The sequence below is a fragment of the Amycolatopsis sp. DSM 110486 genome (assembly GCF_019468465.1).
In the GTDB taxonomy this organism is placed as follows: Bacteria; Actinomycetota; Actinomycetes; order Mycobacteriales; family Pseudonocardiaceae; genus Amycolatopsis.
In genome coordinates this window covers 1,187,383-1,203,443 of the sequence record NZ_CP080519.1, presented here as the reverse complement: position 1 = coordinate 1,203,443, position 16,061 = coordinate 1,187,383, and the positions used below count along the sequence as shown (strand labels likewise).

Below are 16,061 nucleotides of genomic sequence, written 5' to 3'. Positions count from 1 at the left end.
CCATGAAGATCGTGCTCGTCCACGGCGGGTGGCAGGGCGGCTGGGCGTGGGACGGCGTGGCCGAACAGCTGAGTGCCGCCGGTCACGAGGTGTTCGCCCCGACTCTGCGCGGCCAGGAGGACGGCGACGTCGACCGCTCCGGCGTCACGCTGACCACCATGGTCGACGACTTGATCGATCGGATCGAGCGGCACGGCTTCGACCGGTTCGTCCTCGTCGGCCACAGCGGCGGCGGCCCGGTGATCCAGCTCGTCGCGGAACAGCAGCCCGAACGCGTGGAACGCACCGTCTTCGTCGACGCGTGGGTGCTGTCGGACGGCGAGTGCATCAACGACCTCCTGCCGGACGAGCTCGTCGGCGCGGTCACCGCGCTGGCCGGGCAGAGCACCGACAACTCCGTCACCCTGCCGCCCGAGATGTTCCTGGGGGCGTTCATGCAGGACGCCGACGAGACGCTGGCCGCGAGCGTCGCGGCACGGATCGTGCCGAGCCCGCTGGGCTGGCTCACGGAACCTGTCCGGCTGACGCGGTTCTTCACCTCGGGTGTCCCCAGCAGCTACGTCTTCCTCCAGCAGGACCAGGCTGTGCCGAAGACGGCCTACGAGCAGTCCGCCCATCGCCTGGCCGACCCGCGGATCGTCGAGTGCCCCGGCAGCCACGAGGCCATGCTCACGCACCCGGTCGAGCTCGCGAAGGCGTTGCTGGAGGCCACCGCGTGAGGCACCGCACCGGTTTCCTGGCGCCGCTGTACTACGACGAGCTGCGGCCGGACCACGCCCCGGCTCGCAGTGTCGTCCTCGTACACGGTGGCAGCGTGACCGGTGCGTGTTATCTGTCGACTCCGGACGGTCGCCCGGGCTGGGCCCACACTTTCGTCGAGCACGGCTACCGGGTGCTCGTGCCGGACTGGCCCGGCACCGGGCGCAGTACGTCGCCGCCGCCGGACGAGGTCACGGGTGAGGTCGTCTGCGCGGCGCTCGGGGCGTTGCTCGAGGCGCAGGACGGGCCGGTGGTGCTCGTCGTGCACTCGATGTCGGGGCCGTTCGGGTTTCGCCTGGCGGCCACGCACGGGGACCGGATCGCCGCGCTGGTCGCGCTCGCGCCCGGCCCGCCCGGCGACATCCAGCCGGAGCCGACCGTGCTGGACGAGACCGAAGACGACGTCGAGATCCAAGGCCTGGCCCTGCGGTGGCGGCTCCCGAAGCGCGGCCTGTGGTGGCCGGACGACGCGTTCGCCCGGGCGAAGATGATCGGTGCCAGCACACGGTTTCCGGCCGACGCGGTGGCGACGTACAGCCGGCAGCTCGGCCCCATCCCCGCCGGGCTGCTGGCGCAGCGCCAGAACGTCCGCGGCAGCCAGCTGCGCGGGGCCGGCCGCTTCGACGGCAAACCCGTGCTGGTGCTCACCGGCGACCGCGACACGGATCACCCGCGCGCGGCCGACGGCGCGACGGCCGAGTGGCTCTCCGCGCACGGCGCCGACGTCACCTACCGCTTCCTCGACGATCCGGAGCACACGGGCAACGGCCACATGCTGATGAGCGAGGACAACAGCGAAGTGCTGGCGGAGCTGGTCATCGCGTGGCTGGACCGGCTTTCCTGAGCACGCTCGGTCTCAGGCGAAGCGCTGGGCGTCGGCGCCCGCGTACTGGGCCATGCGCGCGTCGAGCAAGGCGTGGTGCTCGAGTTGATCGATCAGCTCGGGCAGCAGTGAGCCGGGGAACACACACGTCGCCTCGTCGGCCCGGATTCCGGTGCGGGCGCGGCTGAGCGCGCAGCCGACACTGGCGGCGACCCGGCCCTGCTTGGCCATCGCGACGATGTGGCACTGCGGCTTGCCCTCGACCGGCAGATCCGGCACGGCGTCCTTGATCGTCATCAGGCCGCGGGCGTTGGTGCGGATCAGCACGACGTCCGGGGTTTCGGTCGTCGAGCCGAGCGGGGCGTAGTGGACCGACTCGGTGCGCTCGGTGACCACGGGCAGCGTCACCACGTCGTCGTGGCCGACCCAGCCGGCTTCGAGCAGCGCTTGCACATCGTCGTTGGCCGCGACCTCGTCCAGCGTGCGGAAGCCGTGGGTGAGGCTGCCGACGCTGCAGTTGGCGTGGTCGGCGGCGTACGTCGTGACCGGGGCGTGTGCGCCTTGGACCCAGAAGACGCAGCCGGCGGGCACGGCGCCGGTGCGGCCGTGCTTGTTGGCGGGCGCTATCGGGAGGCCGGACTCAGCAGCAGGCGCAGGGCGGTCGGGGGATCGATCCGCCGAACGGAAGGTCAAGGCGACCGGCGCCGCCGCGAGATGCAGCACCTTGGTCAGCCGGGCGGCGACCGCCGGCCAGTCCGGAGTGGACGCTGGCCGATTTGGCGCCTGGTTCGACGAGCTGGAGCCGGGGGTGGACATCGTGGCCTCGTTCCGTGCCGATCGGGATGGTGGTGGCAGTCGGTGGGACAGGGAAGACCTGGAGCTCGTGGTCGCCGATGACGAGGTCGACCTCGATGGTGTGGCGGTCGAGCGCGCGCCAGCGTTCGTAGGGCGCGCCGTCGCAGCGCAGCACGCAGGTGGCCGTGTCGGCGACCTGGGAGACGCGGAACGTGGTCGCGCGGCCGCGGTGTGAGGACGTGGCCGCATAGGTGCCGATGTGCAGGATGCCGGTCTCGCTGTCGTTGTACGCCATGTCGATACCGAGAGAGGGGAAGTCCACTTCGGACACCGTGGGCTGGTCGAACTTCACCAGGTTCGGCTCGGTGAACACCCGTGACCACGCACCGGGTCCGCCGATCTCGGCCATCATCAGCAGTCCGTTGAGCTGACCGCGCGGGAACGGCTCGTCGAGGCCGAAGCCCCAGCCGAAGTCGTCGGCCGCGGAGCCGAAGAAGCCGGGGCGGAAGTGCTCTTCCGCGTAGGCGTCGAGGTTGGCGAACGTGACATAGTCGCCGAACTCGCGCGCCAGCACGATGCCCAGCAGCAGGAACCGCGGGTCCGGGAGCGTTCGGACGGGGCGCGTCGGGTCGCTCCAGCCGATCTTGTCCACGGCGGTGCGGCACAACGCCTCGGCGAGCACGGGGTTCTGCGGCAGCATGTACACCGCGATCGACAGCCCGGACGTCGGGCCGGCGCGGTGGACGTAGTCGGCGAGCGGGTCGTAGTAGAGCGCCGTCCACTCGACGGTGCCGCTCGCGGTCATGCCGAGGTAACGCTGCTGGAGGATCTCGACCCAGTTGCCGTAGACCCAGTGGTCACCGCCGCCGGTGAGGATGTCGTGCATCCGCAGGCCCAGGCCGGCCGCGCTGAGGCAATACGGCCAGACCTTGGTGTTCTCGCAGTGCGGGCCCTCGGGCCGTTCGGTCCACTGGCGCGTGAGCAGCGCGTTGATGCCGTCGTGGGTCCAGGAGTACGTGGTGTCGTCGAGGCCGGCGACGCTGAAGGGCTCGTTCCACTTCCGGTCGCGCGAGACGTAGCCGTGGAAGCCGAGCAGCAGGTTGAGCCAGCCCTTGAAAAAGAGGTTCCCCTCGGCGCCGACGGGATCGGGGGCCAGCCCCCACGGTTCGACGCCGTTGGCCGTCCAGCCGGGCATGTCGTACTCGCCGGCGAGGTGGCGGGGGAGCCAGAGCTTGATGAACTCCTCCGGGTAGTGGGCGCGGTCGGGGTCGTGCCCGAGCTGGGTGAGCCAGTCGATGGCCGCCCAGTGCGTGGTGTGGCGGCTGAGCAACCCGTCCATGATGTCGACGTACACCTCGCGCCACGCGGGTGTCACGTCGGCCATCATCGGGACGGCGTAGCTGGACTCGGAGAGGTCGAAGCGGGCGAAGTTCAGCACGGGCGGGGTGCTCTTGTCGTCCCACCACGGCGCGGGCCTGCCACTCGAGGACCAATCGTCCGGGGTCGTGGCCTTGCGGTGCAGGAACCGGAGCCAGCCGCGGGCGCGCTGGCCGAGCCGGTGGTCGTCACCCATGGTTCGCTCCCTTCACCACTTGCGTTTGTACCACGGTTTTTCCGGCGTCCCCGTCGCCTTCTTCCGGGCGCGCCACCGCGGTCAACCGCCCGCGTAACCTGGGTTACTCGTGCCTTTGCCCACCGGCCGCCGCCGGGCCGGACGGCGCTCCCGTCGGCCTCGCGGTGAACTCGTTCACGTCGCTGTCGCTCGACCCGCCGCTGGTGTTGTTCTGCGCCGGGCTGTCGTCCACGACCTGGCCGCACATCCGTTCCGCCGGCCGGTTCCTGGTGCAGATGCTGGCCGCCGACCAGCACGACGTCGCCAGGGTGTTCGCGCGCTCCGGCGGAGACAAGTTCGGTGGCCTGGCCTGGCATTGGCGCGACAGGCTGCCCGAGCTCGACGGGATCGCGGCGGCGCTGAGTTGCTCGATGGACGGCGTGTACGCGGGCGGTGACCACGAGATCGCCGTCGGCCGCGTCGAAGCCGTCGAGACGTTCGATCGGCGGCCGCTGGTGTTCCACGACGGTGACCTGCACGCCCTGCCGCTCGCTCGGGCGAGCTGAGCCGAGGAGACGGTGTGAACTCGATCAGGTTTTGCGTCCTGCCGGTGTCCGATGTGGCCACTTCGAGGGCCTTCTACGCCGCGCTCGGCTGCGTCGAGCGCGGGGTCGACGGCGACCGGTGGGCGGGGATGTCCTCCGACCACGTCGCGCTTTCCCTGTGCGGTCCGGCGGATCCGAAACGTCCGGCACAGCCCGCGTTCGCCGTGCTGGTCGACGATCTCCCGGCCGCGCTGGCCCAAGCGCTCGCGGCCGGCGGACGGGCGTTGCCGGACGGCGACGGCCGCGTCCAGCTGACCGATCCGGACGGGAACTACGTGATGCTGATCGAACGGGGCACACCTTCGGGCTGACGGTGCTTGCGCCGAAGCCCAACTCCGGCTGGTGTCCACTGTGGCTCAACCGAGCCAGAACCCACTTATCCGACAAGGAGAACCACCATGTCGTCCGTCCTCATCACCGGTGCGTCCAAGGGCATCGGCCGCGCCATCGCGATCGAGCTGGCCGGGCGCGGGCACCGTGTGATCGCCACCGCCCGCCGTCCGGAGACGCTCGCCGACCTGCCTGTCGACCAGCGCCTGCGCCTCGACGTGACCGACCAGGAAAGCGTCGACGCGGCCATCCGCGAGGCCGGCGAGATCGATGTCGTGGTCAGCAACGCCGGGGAAAGTGTTCGCGCACCACTGGAAAGCGTGCCGCTCGACGAGGTCGCGCGGCTGTTCGAGCTCAACACCCTCGGCGCGTTGAGGGTGGTGCAGGGCGTGCTGCCGGCCATGCGCGAGCGGGGATCGGGGCGCCTGGTGTTCGTCTCCAGCATCCAGGGCCGGATGGTGCTGCCGATGATCGGCCCGTACGGCGCGACCAAGTGGGCGCTGGAGGCGCTCGCCGAGACGCTCGCCATCGAGACCGGCCACTTCGGCATCCGGGTGAGCCTCGTGCAGCCCGGCGCGGTCTCCTCGGGCGGCGGCGAACGCGCCAAGGTGCATCTGAAGGACAACGACCCCTATTCGGCGCTGTACCAGGAACTCCCGGTCCTGCGCGGTGAGGTCGTGACGCCGGAGGCGGTGGCCGCGACGGTCGCCGACACGATCGAGCAGCCCGAACCGCCGCTGCGCGTCCCCGCCGGTGCGCCCGTGAAGCAGGTGCTGGAGGCGCGCAAGGTGGCGCCGGAGGACAAGCCGTTCCTGGCCGTGCCCATCAACTGGTAGTCAGCCCTTCAACCGGTAGTCAGCCGCGCGACGCCGAGATCGGCTCGAGGAGCCGCCGTGGGACGTTGAGCGCGGTGGACACCGGGTCGAGCTCGGCGTCGGTCGGCTTGAAGCCGGGGCCGGGCTCGATGCGGGTGTCGCCGGCCGCCACGAGCTCGCCGCACTTCTCGCACCGGCCCTCGTGGTCGAGCAGCGCGCCGTCCGCGTCGTGGCGCAGCGCGCGCTTCACCCCGGCCGGCGAGTAGAAGTCGTCGCCCCAGTTGATGAGCGAGCGGACGATCGGCCAGAGCGCGACGCCCTTGTCGGTGAGCACGTACTCGACGGTGCCCGCGCTGTCGTCGCGCGTGAGCACGCCTTCGCGGACGAGGAGCTTCAGCCGGGCCGTCAGCACGGCACGCGGGATGCCGAGCTGGGTGGCGAAGCCCCCGAAGCGGCGCACGCCGTAGAACGCGTCACGCACGATGAGCAAGGTCCACCGCTCGCCGACGATCTCCAGGGCTCGCGCCAGGGAGCAGTTGCGGTCCGCGTAGGTGCTGGGAAGGGACATGCGAGCAGTCTACTCCGCTGGTTCGCTCACTGAACTGGAGTTGTGCTACAGTCGGCCGCAGTTCATTGACTGAACTGCGATTGCTTCTGTTGCTCAGCCTCTGTCAGCGCTTGTCGGATTCCCAGGAGAACCAGCGATGTACCAGTTCCTCGTTTCCTTCACCGTGCAGCCGGACCACCGCGACGACTTCGTGCGTGTGGCCCGCAAGACCGGCGTCGACTCCCTGGCCAACGAGCCCGGCTCGATCCGGTTCGAGGTCATCGCGGACGAGGAGAACCCGGACGTCTTCTACCTCAACGAGGTCTACGCCGACGTCGACGCGTTCACCACCCACGCCCAGGGCCCGTACTTCGGCGCGTTCTTCGCCGAGGCGAGCACCTACGCCGAGGGTCCCGTGTGGCTGATGAAGGGCAACCTGGTAGGCGACAAGGCCGCCGTCTGAGTCTGCTCGTAAGACCGGCGGAAGGGCTGGATCGGTGAACGAGGGTCAGCACACCGGATTGCTGGATCTGGTGCTGGAAACGCACGGCGGCCGCGAGCGGTGGAGCAGAGCCCGGAAGATCCGGGCGCACCTGCACATGGTCGGCCCCACGTGGACGGGCCTGGGCCAGGAGAAGACGTTCGCCGGGATCAGCCTGGCCGTCGACGTGCACCGGCAGCGCACGGTGTTCACCGACTTCACCGGCCCAGGGCTGCGCGGGGTGTACACGCCGAAGCGCGTCACGATCGAAGACGCCCACGGCGTCGTGCTCCAGGAACGCCGCACGCCGCGCGAGTCCTTCCCGCCGCGGGCGCGGGGCATGCGGTGGGACGCGTTGCACGCCCTGTATTTCGCGGGGTACGGCATGTGGAACTACCTCACCAACCCGTACCTGCTGACCCTGCCCGGCGTGCTGACCGAGGAGCTCGAACCGTGGCACGCCGAGGGCCACCACTGGCGACGGCTGCACGTCACGTTCCCCTCGTACCTCGCCACGCACAGCACACAGCAGACGTTCTACTACGACGAACGCGGCCTGCAGCACCGTGTCGACTACGCGCCCTACGTGCTGGGCAACTTGCCCGCGACGCACCACACCGAGGCGCACCAACCGGTTTCCGGCCTGGTGTTCCCGACGCACCGCTACGTGCTCCCCGTCGTGGACGGCAAGCCCGCGTCGAAACCGACCATCATCGTCGACTTCAGCGACCTCGCCGTCGAGTTCGCCGGCGAAGCGCAGTCCTTCGGAGGAGGGCGAGAGTGAACACCAAGCCGTACGCCGAGAAGAAGTTCGCCGACGTCAACGGGGTGCGCATGGCGTACCTCGACGAGGGCGAGGGCCCGGCCATCGTGTTCCAGCACGGGAACCCGACCTCGTCCTACCTGTGGCGCAACGTGATGCCGCACCTGGAAGGCCAGGGCCGGCTGATCGCGTGCGACCTCGTCGGCATGGGCGACTCCGGCCGGCTGGAGCCGTCGGGCCCGGACCGCTACTCCTACTTCGAACAACGCCAGTACCTGTTCGCGCTGTGGGAGCACCTCGACCTCGGCGACGACGTCGTATTCGTGCTGCACGACTGGGGTTCGGCGCTCGGCTTCGACTGGGCGTGCCGGCACCAGGACCGCGTCGCCGGGATCGCGTACATGGAGTCGATCGTGGCCCCGATGACGTGGGCCGACCGGCGGGAGTCGTTCCGCGCCACGTTCCAGGGTTTCCGTTCCCCCCAGGGGGAAGCGATGATCCTCGACGGCAACGCGTTCGTCGAGCAGGTGCTGCCGGGCGCGGTCCTGCGCGACCTGAGCGACGAGGAGATGGCGGTCTACCGCGCGCCTTACCGCACGCCGGGGGAGAGCCGCCGGCCCACGCTGAGCTGGCCGCGTCAGCTGCCCATCGAAGGTGAGCCGGCCGACGTGGTGGCCATCGTCGAGGAGTACGGCCGGTGGCTGTCGACCTCGGAGGTGCCCAAGCTGTTCGTGAACGCCGAACCTGGCGCGATCCTGAGCTCCCGCCAGCGGGAGTTCTGCCGGACTTGGCCCAACCAGACCGAGCTCACGGTGCCCGGCATCCACTTCGTGCAAGAGGACAGCCCGGACCTGATCGGCTCCGCGGTCGCGCACTTCGTCCGCGGTCTGTCCCGATGAGCTCCGGCATTTCGAAAGGTGTTGCAGTGTCCCACGACGACAGGCTGTTCCTGGTGACCGGCGCGACTGGTAAGACCGGGGGCGGCGCGCTCAAGCTGCTGCTCGAAGGCGGCCACCGCGTCCGCGCGATGGTGCACGGCGAGGACGACCGCTCCCGCGCGCTGGCGGAGGCCGGTGCGGAGGTGGTCGTGGCCGACCTGCACGACCTCGACGGGATGACCACCGCTCTGCAGGGGGTGACCGGCGCGTACTTCTGTCACCCGATCCTGCCGGGCCTGGTGGAGTCGACGGTGATCTTCGCGCAGGCGGCGACCGAGGCCGGGGTGCGCTCGGTGGTCAACATGTCGCAGATCTCGGCCCGTCGCGAGGCCGGCAGCAACGCGGCCCGGCAGCACTGGCTGTGCGAGCGCCTGCTGGATCGGACCGATCTGCTCACCACGCACATCCGGCCGACGTTCTTCGCCGAGTGGCTCAAGCTGTGGTGGGAGATGCGCGACGGCGAGGGCTACCTGCGCCTGCCGTTCGGCGAGGGCCGGCACGCTCCGATCGCCTCGGCCGACCAGTCGCGCGTGATCGCCGCCCTGCTCCTGCAGCCCGAGCCGCACAACCGCGCGGCGTACTCGTTGCACGGTCCGGTCGAGCTGAACCACCACGACATCGCCAAGGCCATCGCGACGGAACTCGGTCACCCGGTGCACTACGAACCGATCAGCGTCGAAGAGTTCTCCGCGTCAGGGCTGAAGAAGGGCGCGGACGCGCACCTCGTGCAGCACCTCTCGAACGTCGCGATCGACTACCGCAACGGCGTGTTCTCCGGCACGAACGACGTCGTCGAGAAGATCGGCGGCCGCCCGCCGCTCTCGGTGGCGGACTTCGTCCGCGAGAACCGCGCCGACTTCGCGACCAGCGGACCGCGTTTCGTCCCCGCACCGTGACGCGGGCGGCCTGACCGATCGAGGAGAGTCCGTTGTCCTACGCGGTGGATCCGGAGCCTTCTGCGCGGCGAGGGGTCGCCACGGCTTGGCCGGCCGGCGAGCGGTTCGGCATCGCCGCCGCGCCGAGCGGGCTCGCGCTCGTCCAGGACGTGCTCAACACCCGGCCGAGCCCGCGGAAAGGGTTCGTCGATCTGCTGTCCACAGTGGGCTCGGCGCAGCGGTGGGCGGCCGCGGCGATGGCGGAATGGGCTGAGGCCGAAGGACATCGCCGACGCCGGGTTCAGCTCAGGACCGCGGATGTCGACGAGCTTCGGCAGCTCCGGGAACAACTCGCGGCCCTCGTGCGGACCGAGGACGAGCCGGTGCTGCCCGCGTTGTCCGGGCTGACGCTCACCGCGGGCACCACCACCGACGGCCGATTGGACCTCGAACCGACTGGGAGCGGGTGGCAGCTCGTCGGCGGCGCGGTGCTGCTCGAGATCCACCGCGCCGGCCGGCTGGACGAGTGGCGGCGCCTGAAGACCTGCCGTAGCTCGGCGTGCCCGATCGCGTTCTACGACCGGTCACGCAACAACAGCCGCGTCTGGCACGACGTCACGGTTTGCGGCAACATCGCCAACCTGCGGGCTTCCCGCGCCCGGCGACGGCGGGTGGTGTGATGAGCGCGCTGCAATCGTCCACACTCGACACTCGGGGAAGGCTACGCCCGCCGCGCCCGTTTGGCGTCGCGGGAGATCTGCGCCTCGGTGTCCTCCATGGTGACGTCGTGGCCCGCCGCGCAGCGCACGGCGGCGAGGAGCGGTTCACCACAGCCGGCGTGCACCAGTTCGACGCCGCCGGTCGGACCCGCCAAAGTGCCGCCCCACTTCATCATCGCGACCACCACGGGGAACAGCGAACGGCCCTGCTCGGTCAGCACGTACTCGTGGCGGGTGCGCGATCCGGGCTCGCGGTAGGGCTGCTGGCGCAGCAGGCCGTCGTCGACGAGCTGCTTGAGCCGCTTCGCCGCGACCGCGTCGCTCAGGCCGGTGCGCCGGGTGAGCTCGTCGAAGCGCCGGCCACCGTAGAACGCCTCGCGCAGCAGGATCATCGCCGACCGGGTGCCGACGAGCTCCAGCGCGCGCTCGATCTTGCACCAGCCCTCGGCAGTCCACGCGTCGCGGTCGACGAACCGGCCGACGCGCGTCACCACGGGACGGTCCGCCTCGGGCTCCTGTGTGTGTGCCATGACAGTCACTGTACCTGTCTAGCTTTGACCATAGTCAGGCTGTTAGCGTGCTGGCTATGCATTTGGAGAGTCAGCAGGTGTCCGTGACCAGGTCAGGGACCGCGAGACCCGAAGCCGAAGCTTCCGCGCGAGGCCGGTGGTGGGCCCTGGCAGTGGTCTGCCTCGGCGTGATGATGGCGTTCGTCAACGTCTCCTCGATGATCTCCGCGCTGCCGGCCATCCAGTCCGATCTGCACACGTCGTCGGCTCAGCTGGTGTGGGTCAGCAGCGCGTACACGCTCGTCGTCGTGAGCCTGGTGCTTACGGCGGGCACGCTGGGCGACCTGATCGGCCGCCGCGCGGTGTTCCTCGCCGGGGTGGTCGTATTCGCCGCGAGCAGCGCGCTGGCGTTCTTCTCCGACAGCGCGGGCTTGCTGATCGCGGCCCAGGCGCTCATGGGCGTCGGCGGCGCCGCGATCCTCCCCGCCAGCCTGTCGATCGTCAGCCACTCCTTCACCGATCCGCGCCAACGCACGAGCGCGATCAGCGTGTGGGCGAGCTGCTCGGGGCTGGGCCTCGCGATCGGCCCGCCCGTGGCGGGCATCCTCCTCGACCACTCGAGCTGGCACGCGGTGTTCCTGACCAACGTCGTGCTCGGCATCGTCACGATCGCGCTGACGCCGATGCTGGTCCCGGAGAGCAAGCACCCGACGCGGCGGCTCGACCCGGCCGGCGTGGTGCTGGGCACGATCGTCGTCGCGTCGGCGACGTACGCGATCATCGAAGGCGGATCCGTCGGCTACGCGGCCGCGCAGATCATCGCGGTGTACGTGGTTTTCGCGGTGTCACTCGCGGCTTTCGTCCGCCTGGAGCTGCGCCACCATGACCCGATGCTGGACCTGCGGCTGTTCAAGAGCCCGTCGTTCGCGGCGGTCATGGGCGTCGCGACCACCACGATGTTCGGCTTCGTCGGGATCTCGCTGGTGAGCGTGCTGTATCTCGAACGCGTGCAGCACCTGGGCGCGCTGGCCACCGGCGTACGGATGCTGGTCATGTTCGGCACCTACATCGTGGTCAGCGCCGTCGCGGCCCGGCTGGTGCGGCGCGTCGGCGTCGTCACCATGCTCACCGGCGGGCTGGTGATCATGGGTGCCGGCGCGCTGCTTCTGCTGGTGACGGGGCCGACGCCGGGGTTCGGGCAGGTGTGGCCCGGCCTGCTGATCGTCGGTATCGGTTCCGGTCTGCTGGTGGCGCCCTCGACCGCGGCCGCGGTGAACAGCGTGCCCGCGCAGCAGGCGGGCATGGCCAGCGCCGCGGTGAACATGTTCCGGCAGCTGGGCAGCGTGCTCGGCCCGAGTGTGCTGGGCACGATCGTCACGACCGAGTTCCCGAAGAACCTGTCCGACCGGCTCCTCGACGCCCGGATGCCCGCCGGGGTGACCCGCCAGATCGTGGACGGCGCGAGTCACGGCGGCAGCACCGCCGGAGTTCCGGCCTCCCTGAAGACGACGGTCACGAGCTCCGCGGCCTCCGCGTTCACCGACGCCGTCCACTCGGGACTGACCGTGGGCGGCATCGTCCTCGTGGTCATGGCGGTGCCGACCGTCGCCTTCGTGCGGCACACGGCCGTCCGCCGTCGCGCGGAAGGAGCACGGACATGACCGGGTCGCCGCGCGGATCTACGAGCAGATGAGTTTCGTCCGGAGCGCCGATCTTCTGCTCACGGTCCTCCGTCCGCCGGAGTCCTGAAAGCGTTAGTCAAAAAGCACGATCAATCCTCCGAAACCGTCCTGGCAGAGTGGCCAGGACGGCCTTTGTGCTGTCCTCCTTCGGGAATTTCGCCAGTCGGAAAAAATACTCGATCCTTTTTCCCGACCAATAGGACACGGCGCCCTGAAGATCACATTGGGGGATGGCAAAAACTTTCCACCCCGTAGTAGGTTGTGTTTCTCAACCCTCTTCCTGGCCTGGATTCCGGCCGACCACACACTTTCGGGGAGGAAAGTCATGACCACTACCTATCCACGCGACGCCCGGGAGCAGTACGAGCGGCGGACGGCGCAGCTGTGCGAAAATGATTCACAGGTTCGCGACGCGATTCCCCGGGCCGACGTCCGCGAGGCGGCGTTCCGGCCGGGCCTTTCGCTGGCGGAGACCGTGGCCGCCGTCAGGGCGGGTTATGCCGATCGGCCCGCGCTGGGCGAGCGCGCGCGGGAGATCTTCACCGATCCGGCCACGGGCCGGACCGAGGTCCGGTTGCTGCAGCGCTTCGAGACGATCAGCTACGGCGAGCTCTGGGCCCGCGCGACCGCCGTCGCGAGCGAATGGCACCACGACCCCCACACGCCGCTGCGCCGGGGCGATTTCGTCGCCACACTGGGTTTCGTCAGCTCCGACTATGTCGCGGTCGAACTCGCCTGCATCCGGCTCGGCGCGGTTTCCGTGCCACTGCAGGCCGGGGCTGCCGCGGGCGCCCTCAAGCCCATCGTCGAGGAGACCGGCGCCTAGGTGCTCGTCGCGAGCCCGGAGTACCTCGGCACGGCCGTCGACCTCGTCCTCGCGAGCCCGTCGGTGCTCCGGCTCGTGGTCTTCGACCACACCGCCGAGCTCGACGGTCACCGCGACAGCGTCGAAGCAGCGCGGACACGCCTTTCCGAGGCGGGCAGCGACGTCGCGCTCGACGTCCTGCCCACCGTCGTCGAACGTGGTCGCGCGCTCCCGGCCGCGCCCCTCGCCACCGCCGATCCCGCGGACGCCGATCCGCTCGCGATGCTCATCTACACCTCGGGCAGCACCGGCACACCCAAGGGCGCCATGTACACCGAACGCGTCTCCCGCGAGCTGTGGCGCGATTTCATGCCCGGCCGCGACAATCCCGCGATCGTGCTCGACTTCCTGCCGATGAGCCACGTCGTCGGCCAGAACGTGATGGCCAGCACGCTGGGGTGCGGCGGAACCGTCTACCTGGTCGGCAAGAGCGACCTGTCCACCATGCTGGAGGACTAGTCGCTGGTGCGCCCGACCGAGCTGCTGGTCGTGCCGCGGATCTGCGAGATGCTGTTCCAGCACTACCGCAGTGAGCTCGACGGCCGCGTCGCCGCCGACGGGTTCCGCGAGGGCCTCGACGAAGAGGTGAAGACCGAGCTGCGCGAGAACACCCTCGGCGACCGGATCCTCTGGGCCGGCTTCGGGTCCGCGCCGCTTTCGGCGGAGCTGACCACGTTCATGGAGTCCCTGCTGCATGTCCCGATGCACGACGGCTACGGCGCCACCGAAACCGGCGGTGTCGTCATGCTCGACGGGAAGATGTGGCAGCACCGCGTGTCCGGCTACCGGCTGCTCGACGTGCCGGAGCTCGGCTACTTCTCCACCGACCTGCCGCACCCGCGCGGTGAGCTGGTGATCAAGGGCGGCACGCTGGTCACCGGGTACTACCGCCGGCCGGACACTACGGCCGAGGTCTTCGATGCCGAGGGCTACTACAACACCGGCGACATCATGGCGGAGCACAGCACGAGCGAGCTGGTGTATGTCGACCGGCGCAAGAACGTGCTGAAGCTGTCGCAGGGCGAGTTCGTCGCGGTGTCCAAACTGGAGGCCATGTTCGGGGCGGCGCCGCTGGTCGAGCAGATCTACGTCTACGGCAGCAGCGAACGCTCCCACCTGCTCGCGGTGATCGTGCCGACGCGGGCAGCGCTCGCCGAGAGTGACCCCGCGGCACTGAAGCGCCGATTGAGCGATTCGCTGCAGCAGGCGGCGAAGGAGGCCGAGCTCAACTCGTACGAGATCCCGCGCGACTTCCTGGTCGAGACCGATCCGTTCAGTACCGTCAACGGTCTGCTCACCGGGATCAAGAAGCTGCAGCGCCCGGCGTTGAAGAAGCACTACGGCGAGCGTCTGGAAGCGCTGTACGCCGAGATCGCCGACCGCGAAGGCAGCGAGCTGCGGGAACTGCGGCAGCTGGGGCGCGACCGGCCGGTGGTGGAGACGGTGGCGCGGGCGGCGGAAGCCCTGCTCGGGGCGTCGGCGGCGGAGCTGGGCCCGGAGGCCCACTTCGGCGACCTCGGCGGCGACTCGCTGTCGGCGCTGTCGTTCTCGAACCTGCTGCGCGACATCTTCGGTGTCGACGTTCCGGTCGACGTGGTGATCAGCCCGGCCAACGACCTGCGAGCGATCGCCCGGCACATCGAGGACGCGCGGAAGCCGGGCGTGAAGCGGCCGACGTTCGCCACGGTGCACGGCGCCGAGAGCACCGTCGTCCACGCCGCCGAGCTCACGCTCGACAAGTTCATCGACGCCGAAACCCTGGCGTCGGCCCGGAATCTGCCTCGCCCCACGGGCACCGTGCGCACGGTCCTGCTGACCGGAGCCAACGGTTACCTTGGCCGCTTCCTCTGCCTCGAATGGCTGGAGCGCCTCGCCGAGACCGGCGGCAAACTCGTCTGCCTCGTGCGCGGGCGCACCGCGGAAGCGGCGTACGCGCGGCTCGAGGAAGCGTTCGACACGGGCGATATCGCTCTGCTGCAGCACTTCTGCGAGCTGGCCGCCGATCACCTGGAGGTGCTGGCCGGCGACATCGGCTCGGCCGACCTCGGTCTCGAAGCGCCGGCGTGGCGGCGGCTGGCCGACACTGTCGACCTCATCGTGCACCCGGCCGCGCTGGTCAACCACGTGCTGCCCTACGACCAGCTCTTCGGCCCCAACGTGGTGGGCACCGCGGAGCTGATCCGGCTCGCGATCACCACGCGGCTCAAGCCGGTCATCTACCTCTCGACCTTCGCCGTGGCCGCGCAGGCCACTTCGGGTGACGAGGTGTCGGACATCCGCGAGACGAGTCCTTCGAGGACACTCGACGACAGCTACGCCAACGGCTACGGCACCAGCAAGTGGGCGGGGGAGGTGCTGCTGCGCGAGGCCGGCGATGCGGTGGACCTGCCGGTGACCACGTTCCGTTCGGACCTGATCCTGGCGCACAGCCGCTACGCCGGGCAGCTGAACGTGCCCGACATGTTCACGCGCCTGCTGCTGAGCCTGATCGTCACGGGGATCGCGCCGCGGTCGTTCTACAGTGGACCGGGACCGGCGCACTTCGACGGGCTGCCCGTGGACTTCACGGCCGAGGCGATCACGGCGCTCGGCCTGGAGACCGAGGGTTACCGGACCTACAACGTGCTGAACTCGCACGAGGACGGCATCTCGCTCGACACCTGTGTGGACTGGCTCGTCGCGGCCGGCCACCGGATCAGCCGTGTCGAGGACTACCACACGTGGTTCGAGCGGTTCGAGACGGCGATCCGCGCGTTGCCGGAGAAGCAGAAGCAACACTCGCTCCTGCCGTTGCTGCACGCCTACACGGAGCCGGAGAAACCCGTTGCGGGGGCCCTCATTCCGGCGGATCGCTTCCGTGCGGCCGTGCGGAAGGCCCGCGTGGGCGCGGATGCGGACATTCCGCACGTGACTGCCGAGCTGATCGAGAAGTACGCCTCGGACCTCGCGAATCTCGGTCTGATCTGATCTTCCGGTGCTAGGCTGACTATGCTTTGACTTAGG

At 69.7% G+C, this 16,061-nt stretch carries 15 protein-coding genes and 1 pseudogene; 12 read left to right on the top strand and 4 right to left on the bottom strand.

What is annotated here, in order from left to right; all coding sequences use genetic code 11:
• Positions 1-2: 2 nt before the first annotated feature.
• Both K1T34_RS05820 and K1T34_RS05815 read left to right on the top strand, forming a co-directional pair.
• Positions 3-719 carry an alpha/beta fold hydrolase gene (locus tag K1T34_RS05820; RefSeq protein ID WP_220243257.1) on the top strand — a complete coding sequence of 239 codons (717 nt, stop codon included), beginning with the start codon at positions 3-5 and terminating at the stop codon, positions 717-719.
• The gene (locus K1T34_RS05815) at positions 716-1,603 is read left to right on the top strand and encodes an alpha/beta fold hydrolase (RefSeq protein WP_220243256.1); all 888 of its coding nucleotides are present in this window, start codon (positions 716-718) and stop codon (positions 1,601-1,603) included. Before K1T34_RS05820 ends, K1T34_RS05815 begins: the two co-directional genes overlap by 4 nt.
• A gap of 12 nt (positions 1,604-1,615) precedes the next feature.
• On the opposite strand, the gene K1T34_RS05810 is transcribed toward K1T34_RS05815, so the two are convergent.
• Both K1T34_RS05810 and K1T34_RS05805 read right to left on the bottom strand, forming a co-directional pair.
• A complete protein-coding gene (locus K1T34_RS05810) occupies positions 1,616-2,305 on the bottom strand; it encodes a DUF169 domain-containing protein (RefSeq protein ID WP_220243255.1) in 690 nt (229 codons plus the stop codon).
• The gene (locus K1T34_RS05805; RefSeq protein ID WP_255638342.1) at positions 2,223-3,950 is read right to left on the bottom strand and encodes a hypothetical protein; all 1,728 of its coding nucleotides are present in this window, start codon (positions 3,948-3,950) and stop codon (positions 2,223-2,225) included. The genes K1T34_RS05810 and K1T34_RS05805 overlap by 83 nt, the downstream gene beginning before the upstream one ends.
• Positions 3,951-4,048: 98 nt before the next feature.
• Between K1T34_RS05805 and K1T34_RS05800 the strand changes: the two genes are divergently transcribed.
• From K1T34_RS05800 to K1T34_RS05790, 3 genes are all read left to right on the top strand, one after another.
• Positions 4,049-4,495: a flavin reductase family protein gene (locus K1T34_RS05800; protein ID WP_220247019.1), complete on the top strand. Its 447-nt coding sequence runs from the start codon at positions 4,049-4,051 to the stop codon at positions 4,493-4,495.
• A 14-nt stretch (positions 4,496-4,509) separates the two neighbouring features.
• The gene (locus tag K1T34_RS05795; RefSeq protein WP_220243253.1) at positions 4,510-4,845 is read left to right on the top strand and encodes a VOC family protein; all 336 of its coding nucleotides are present in this window, start codon (positions 4,510-4,512) and stop codon (positions 4,843-4,845) included.
• An 87-nt stretch (positions 4,846-4,932) separates the two neighbouring features.
• Positions 4,933-5,700 (top strand): SDR family oxidoreductase, encoded by a 768-nt coding sequence (locus K1T34_RS05790; protein WP_220243252.1) that lies wholly within the window; start codon positions 4,933-4,935, stop codon positions 5,698-5,700.
• Positions 5,701-5,719: 19 nt separating this feature from the next.
• On the opposite strand, the gene K1T34_RS05785 is transcribed toward K1T34_RS05790, so the two are convergent.
• Positions 5,720-6,247, bottom strand: a complete 528-nt coding sequence (locus K1T34_RS05785) for a helix-turn-helix domain-containing protein (protein WP_220243251.1) — start codon at positions 6,245-6,247, stop codon at positions 5,720-5,722.
• Positions 6,248-6,383: 136 nt separating this feature from the next.
• On the opposite strand from K1T34_RS05785, the gene K1T34_RS05780 reads away from it, so the two are divergent.
• The 5 genes from K1T34_RS05780 to K1T34_RS05760 are packed head-to-tail and all read left to right on the top strand — an operon-like array spanning position 6,384 to position 9,963.
• A complete protein-coding gene (locus K1T34_RS05780; RefSeq protein WP_220243250.1) occupies positions 6,384-6,689 on the top strand; it encodes a putative quinol monooxygenase in 306 nt (101 codons plus the stop codon).
• A 34-nt stretch (positions 6,690-6,723) separates the two neighbouring features.
• Complete coding sequence (locus tag K1T34_RS05775) at positions 6,724-7,491, top strand: hypothetical protein (protein ID WP_220243249.1); 768 nt, start codon at positions 6,724-6,726, stop codon at positions 7,489-7,491.
• Positions 7,488-8,369 (top strand): haloalkane dehalogenase, encoded by an 882-nt coding sequence (locus K1T34_RS05770; protein WP_220243248.1) that lies wholly within the window; start codon positions 7,488-7,490, stop codon positions 8,367-8,369. The genes K1T34_RS05775 and K1T34_RS05770 overlap by 4 nt, the downstream gene beginning before the upstream one ends.
• A 26-nt stretch (positions 8,370-8,395) precedes the next feature.
• A complete protein-coding gene (locus tag K1T34_RS05765) occupies positions 8,396-9,304 on the top strand; it encodes an NmrA family NAD(P)-binding protein (RefSeq protein ID WP_220243247.1) in 909 nt (302 codons plus the stop codon).
• Positions 9,305-9,336: 32 nt separating this feature from the next.
• Entirely contained in the window at positions 9,337-9,963 is a 627-nt protein-coding gene (locus K1T34_RS05760; protein WP_255638341.1) for a CGNR zinc finger domain-containing protein, read from the top strand.
• A gap of 41 nt (positions 9,964-10,004) precedes the next feature.
• On the opposite strand, the gene K1T34_RS05755 is transcribed toward K1T34_RS05760, so the two are convergent.
• Entirely contained in the window at positions 10,005-10,532 is a 528-nt protein-coding gene (locus K1T34_RS05755) for a helix-turn-helix domain-containing protein (RefSeq protein WP_220243246.1), read from the bottom strand.
• A gap of 83 nt (positions 10,533-10,615) precedes the next feature.
• Here K1T34_RS05755 and K1T34_RS05750 point away from each other — a divergent pair, with 83 nt between their 5' ends.
• Together K1T34_RS05750 and car are read left to right on the top strand one after the other, a co-directional pair.
• Positions 10,616-12,172 carry an MFS transporter gene (locus K1T34_RS05750; RefSeq protein ID WP_220243245.1) on the top strand — a complete coding sequence of 519 codons (1,557 nt, stop codon included), beginning with the start codon at positions 10,616-10,618 and terminating at the stop codon, positions 12,170-12,172.
• 346 nt (positions 12,173-12,518) lie between these two features.
• A pseudogene (car, locus tag K1T34_RS54435) lies at positions 12,519-16,025 on the top strand (carboxylic acid reductase).
• The last annotated feature ends 36 nt before the right edge of the window (positions 16,026-16,061 follow it).

Excerpts from the sequence above, each read along its gene's own strand:
- K1T34_RS05820 (WP_220243257.1), top strand. The coding sequence starts at position 3 with ATGAAGATCGTGCTCGTCCACGGCGGGTGGCAGGGCGGCTGGGCGTGG.
- K1T34_RS05805 (WP_255638342.1), bottom strand. The coding sequence starts at position 3,950 with ATGGGTGACGACCACCGGCTCGGCCAGCGCGCCCGCGGCTGGCTCCGG.
- K1T34_RS05790 (WP_220243252.1), top strand. The coding sequence starts at position 4,933 with ATGTCGTCCGTCCTCATCACCGGTGCGTCCAAGGGCATCGGCCGCGCC.
- K1T34_RS05785 (WP_220243251.1), bottom strand. The coding sequence starts at position 6,247 with ATGTCCCTTCCCAGCACCTACGCGGACCGCAACTGCTCCCTGGCGCGA.
- K1T34_RS05780 (WP_220243250.1), top strand. The coding sequence starts at position 6,384 with ATGTACCAGTTCCTCGTTTCCTTCACCGTGCAGCCGGACCACCGCGAC.
- K1T34_RS05755 (WP_220243246.1), bottom strand. The coding sequence starts at position 10,532 with ATGGCACACACACAGGAGCCCGAGGCGGACCGTCCCGTGGTGACGCGC.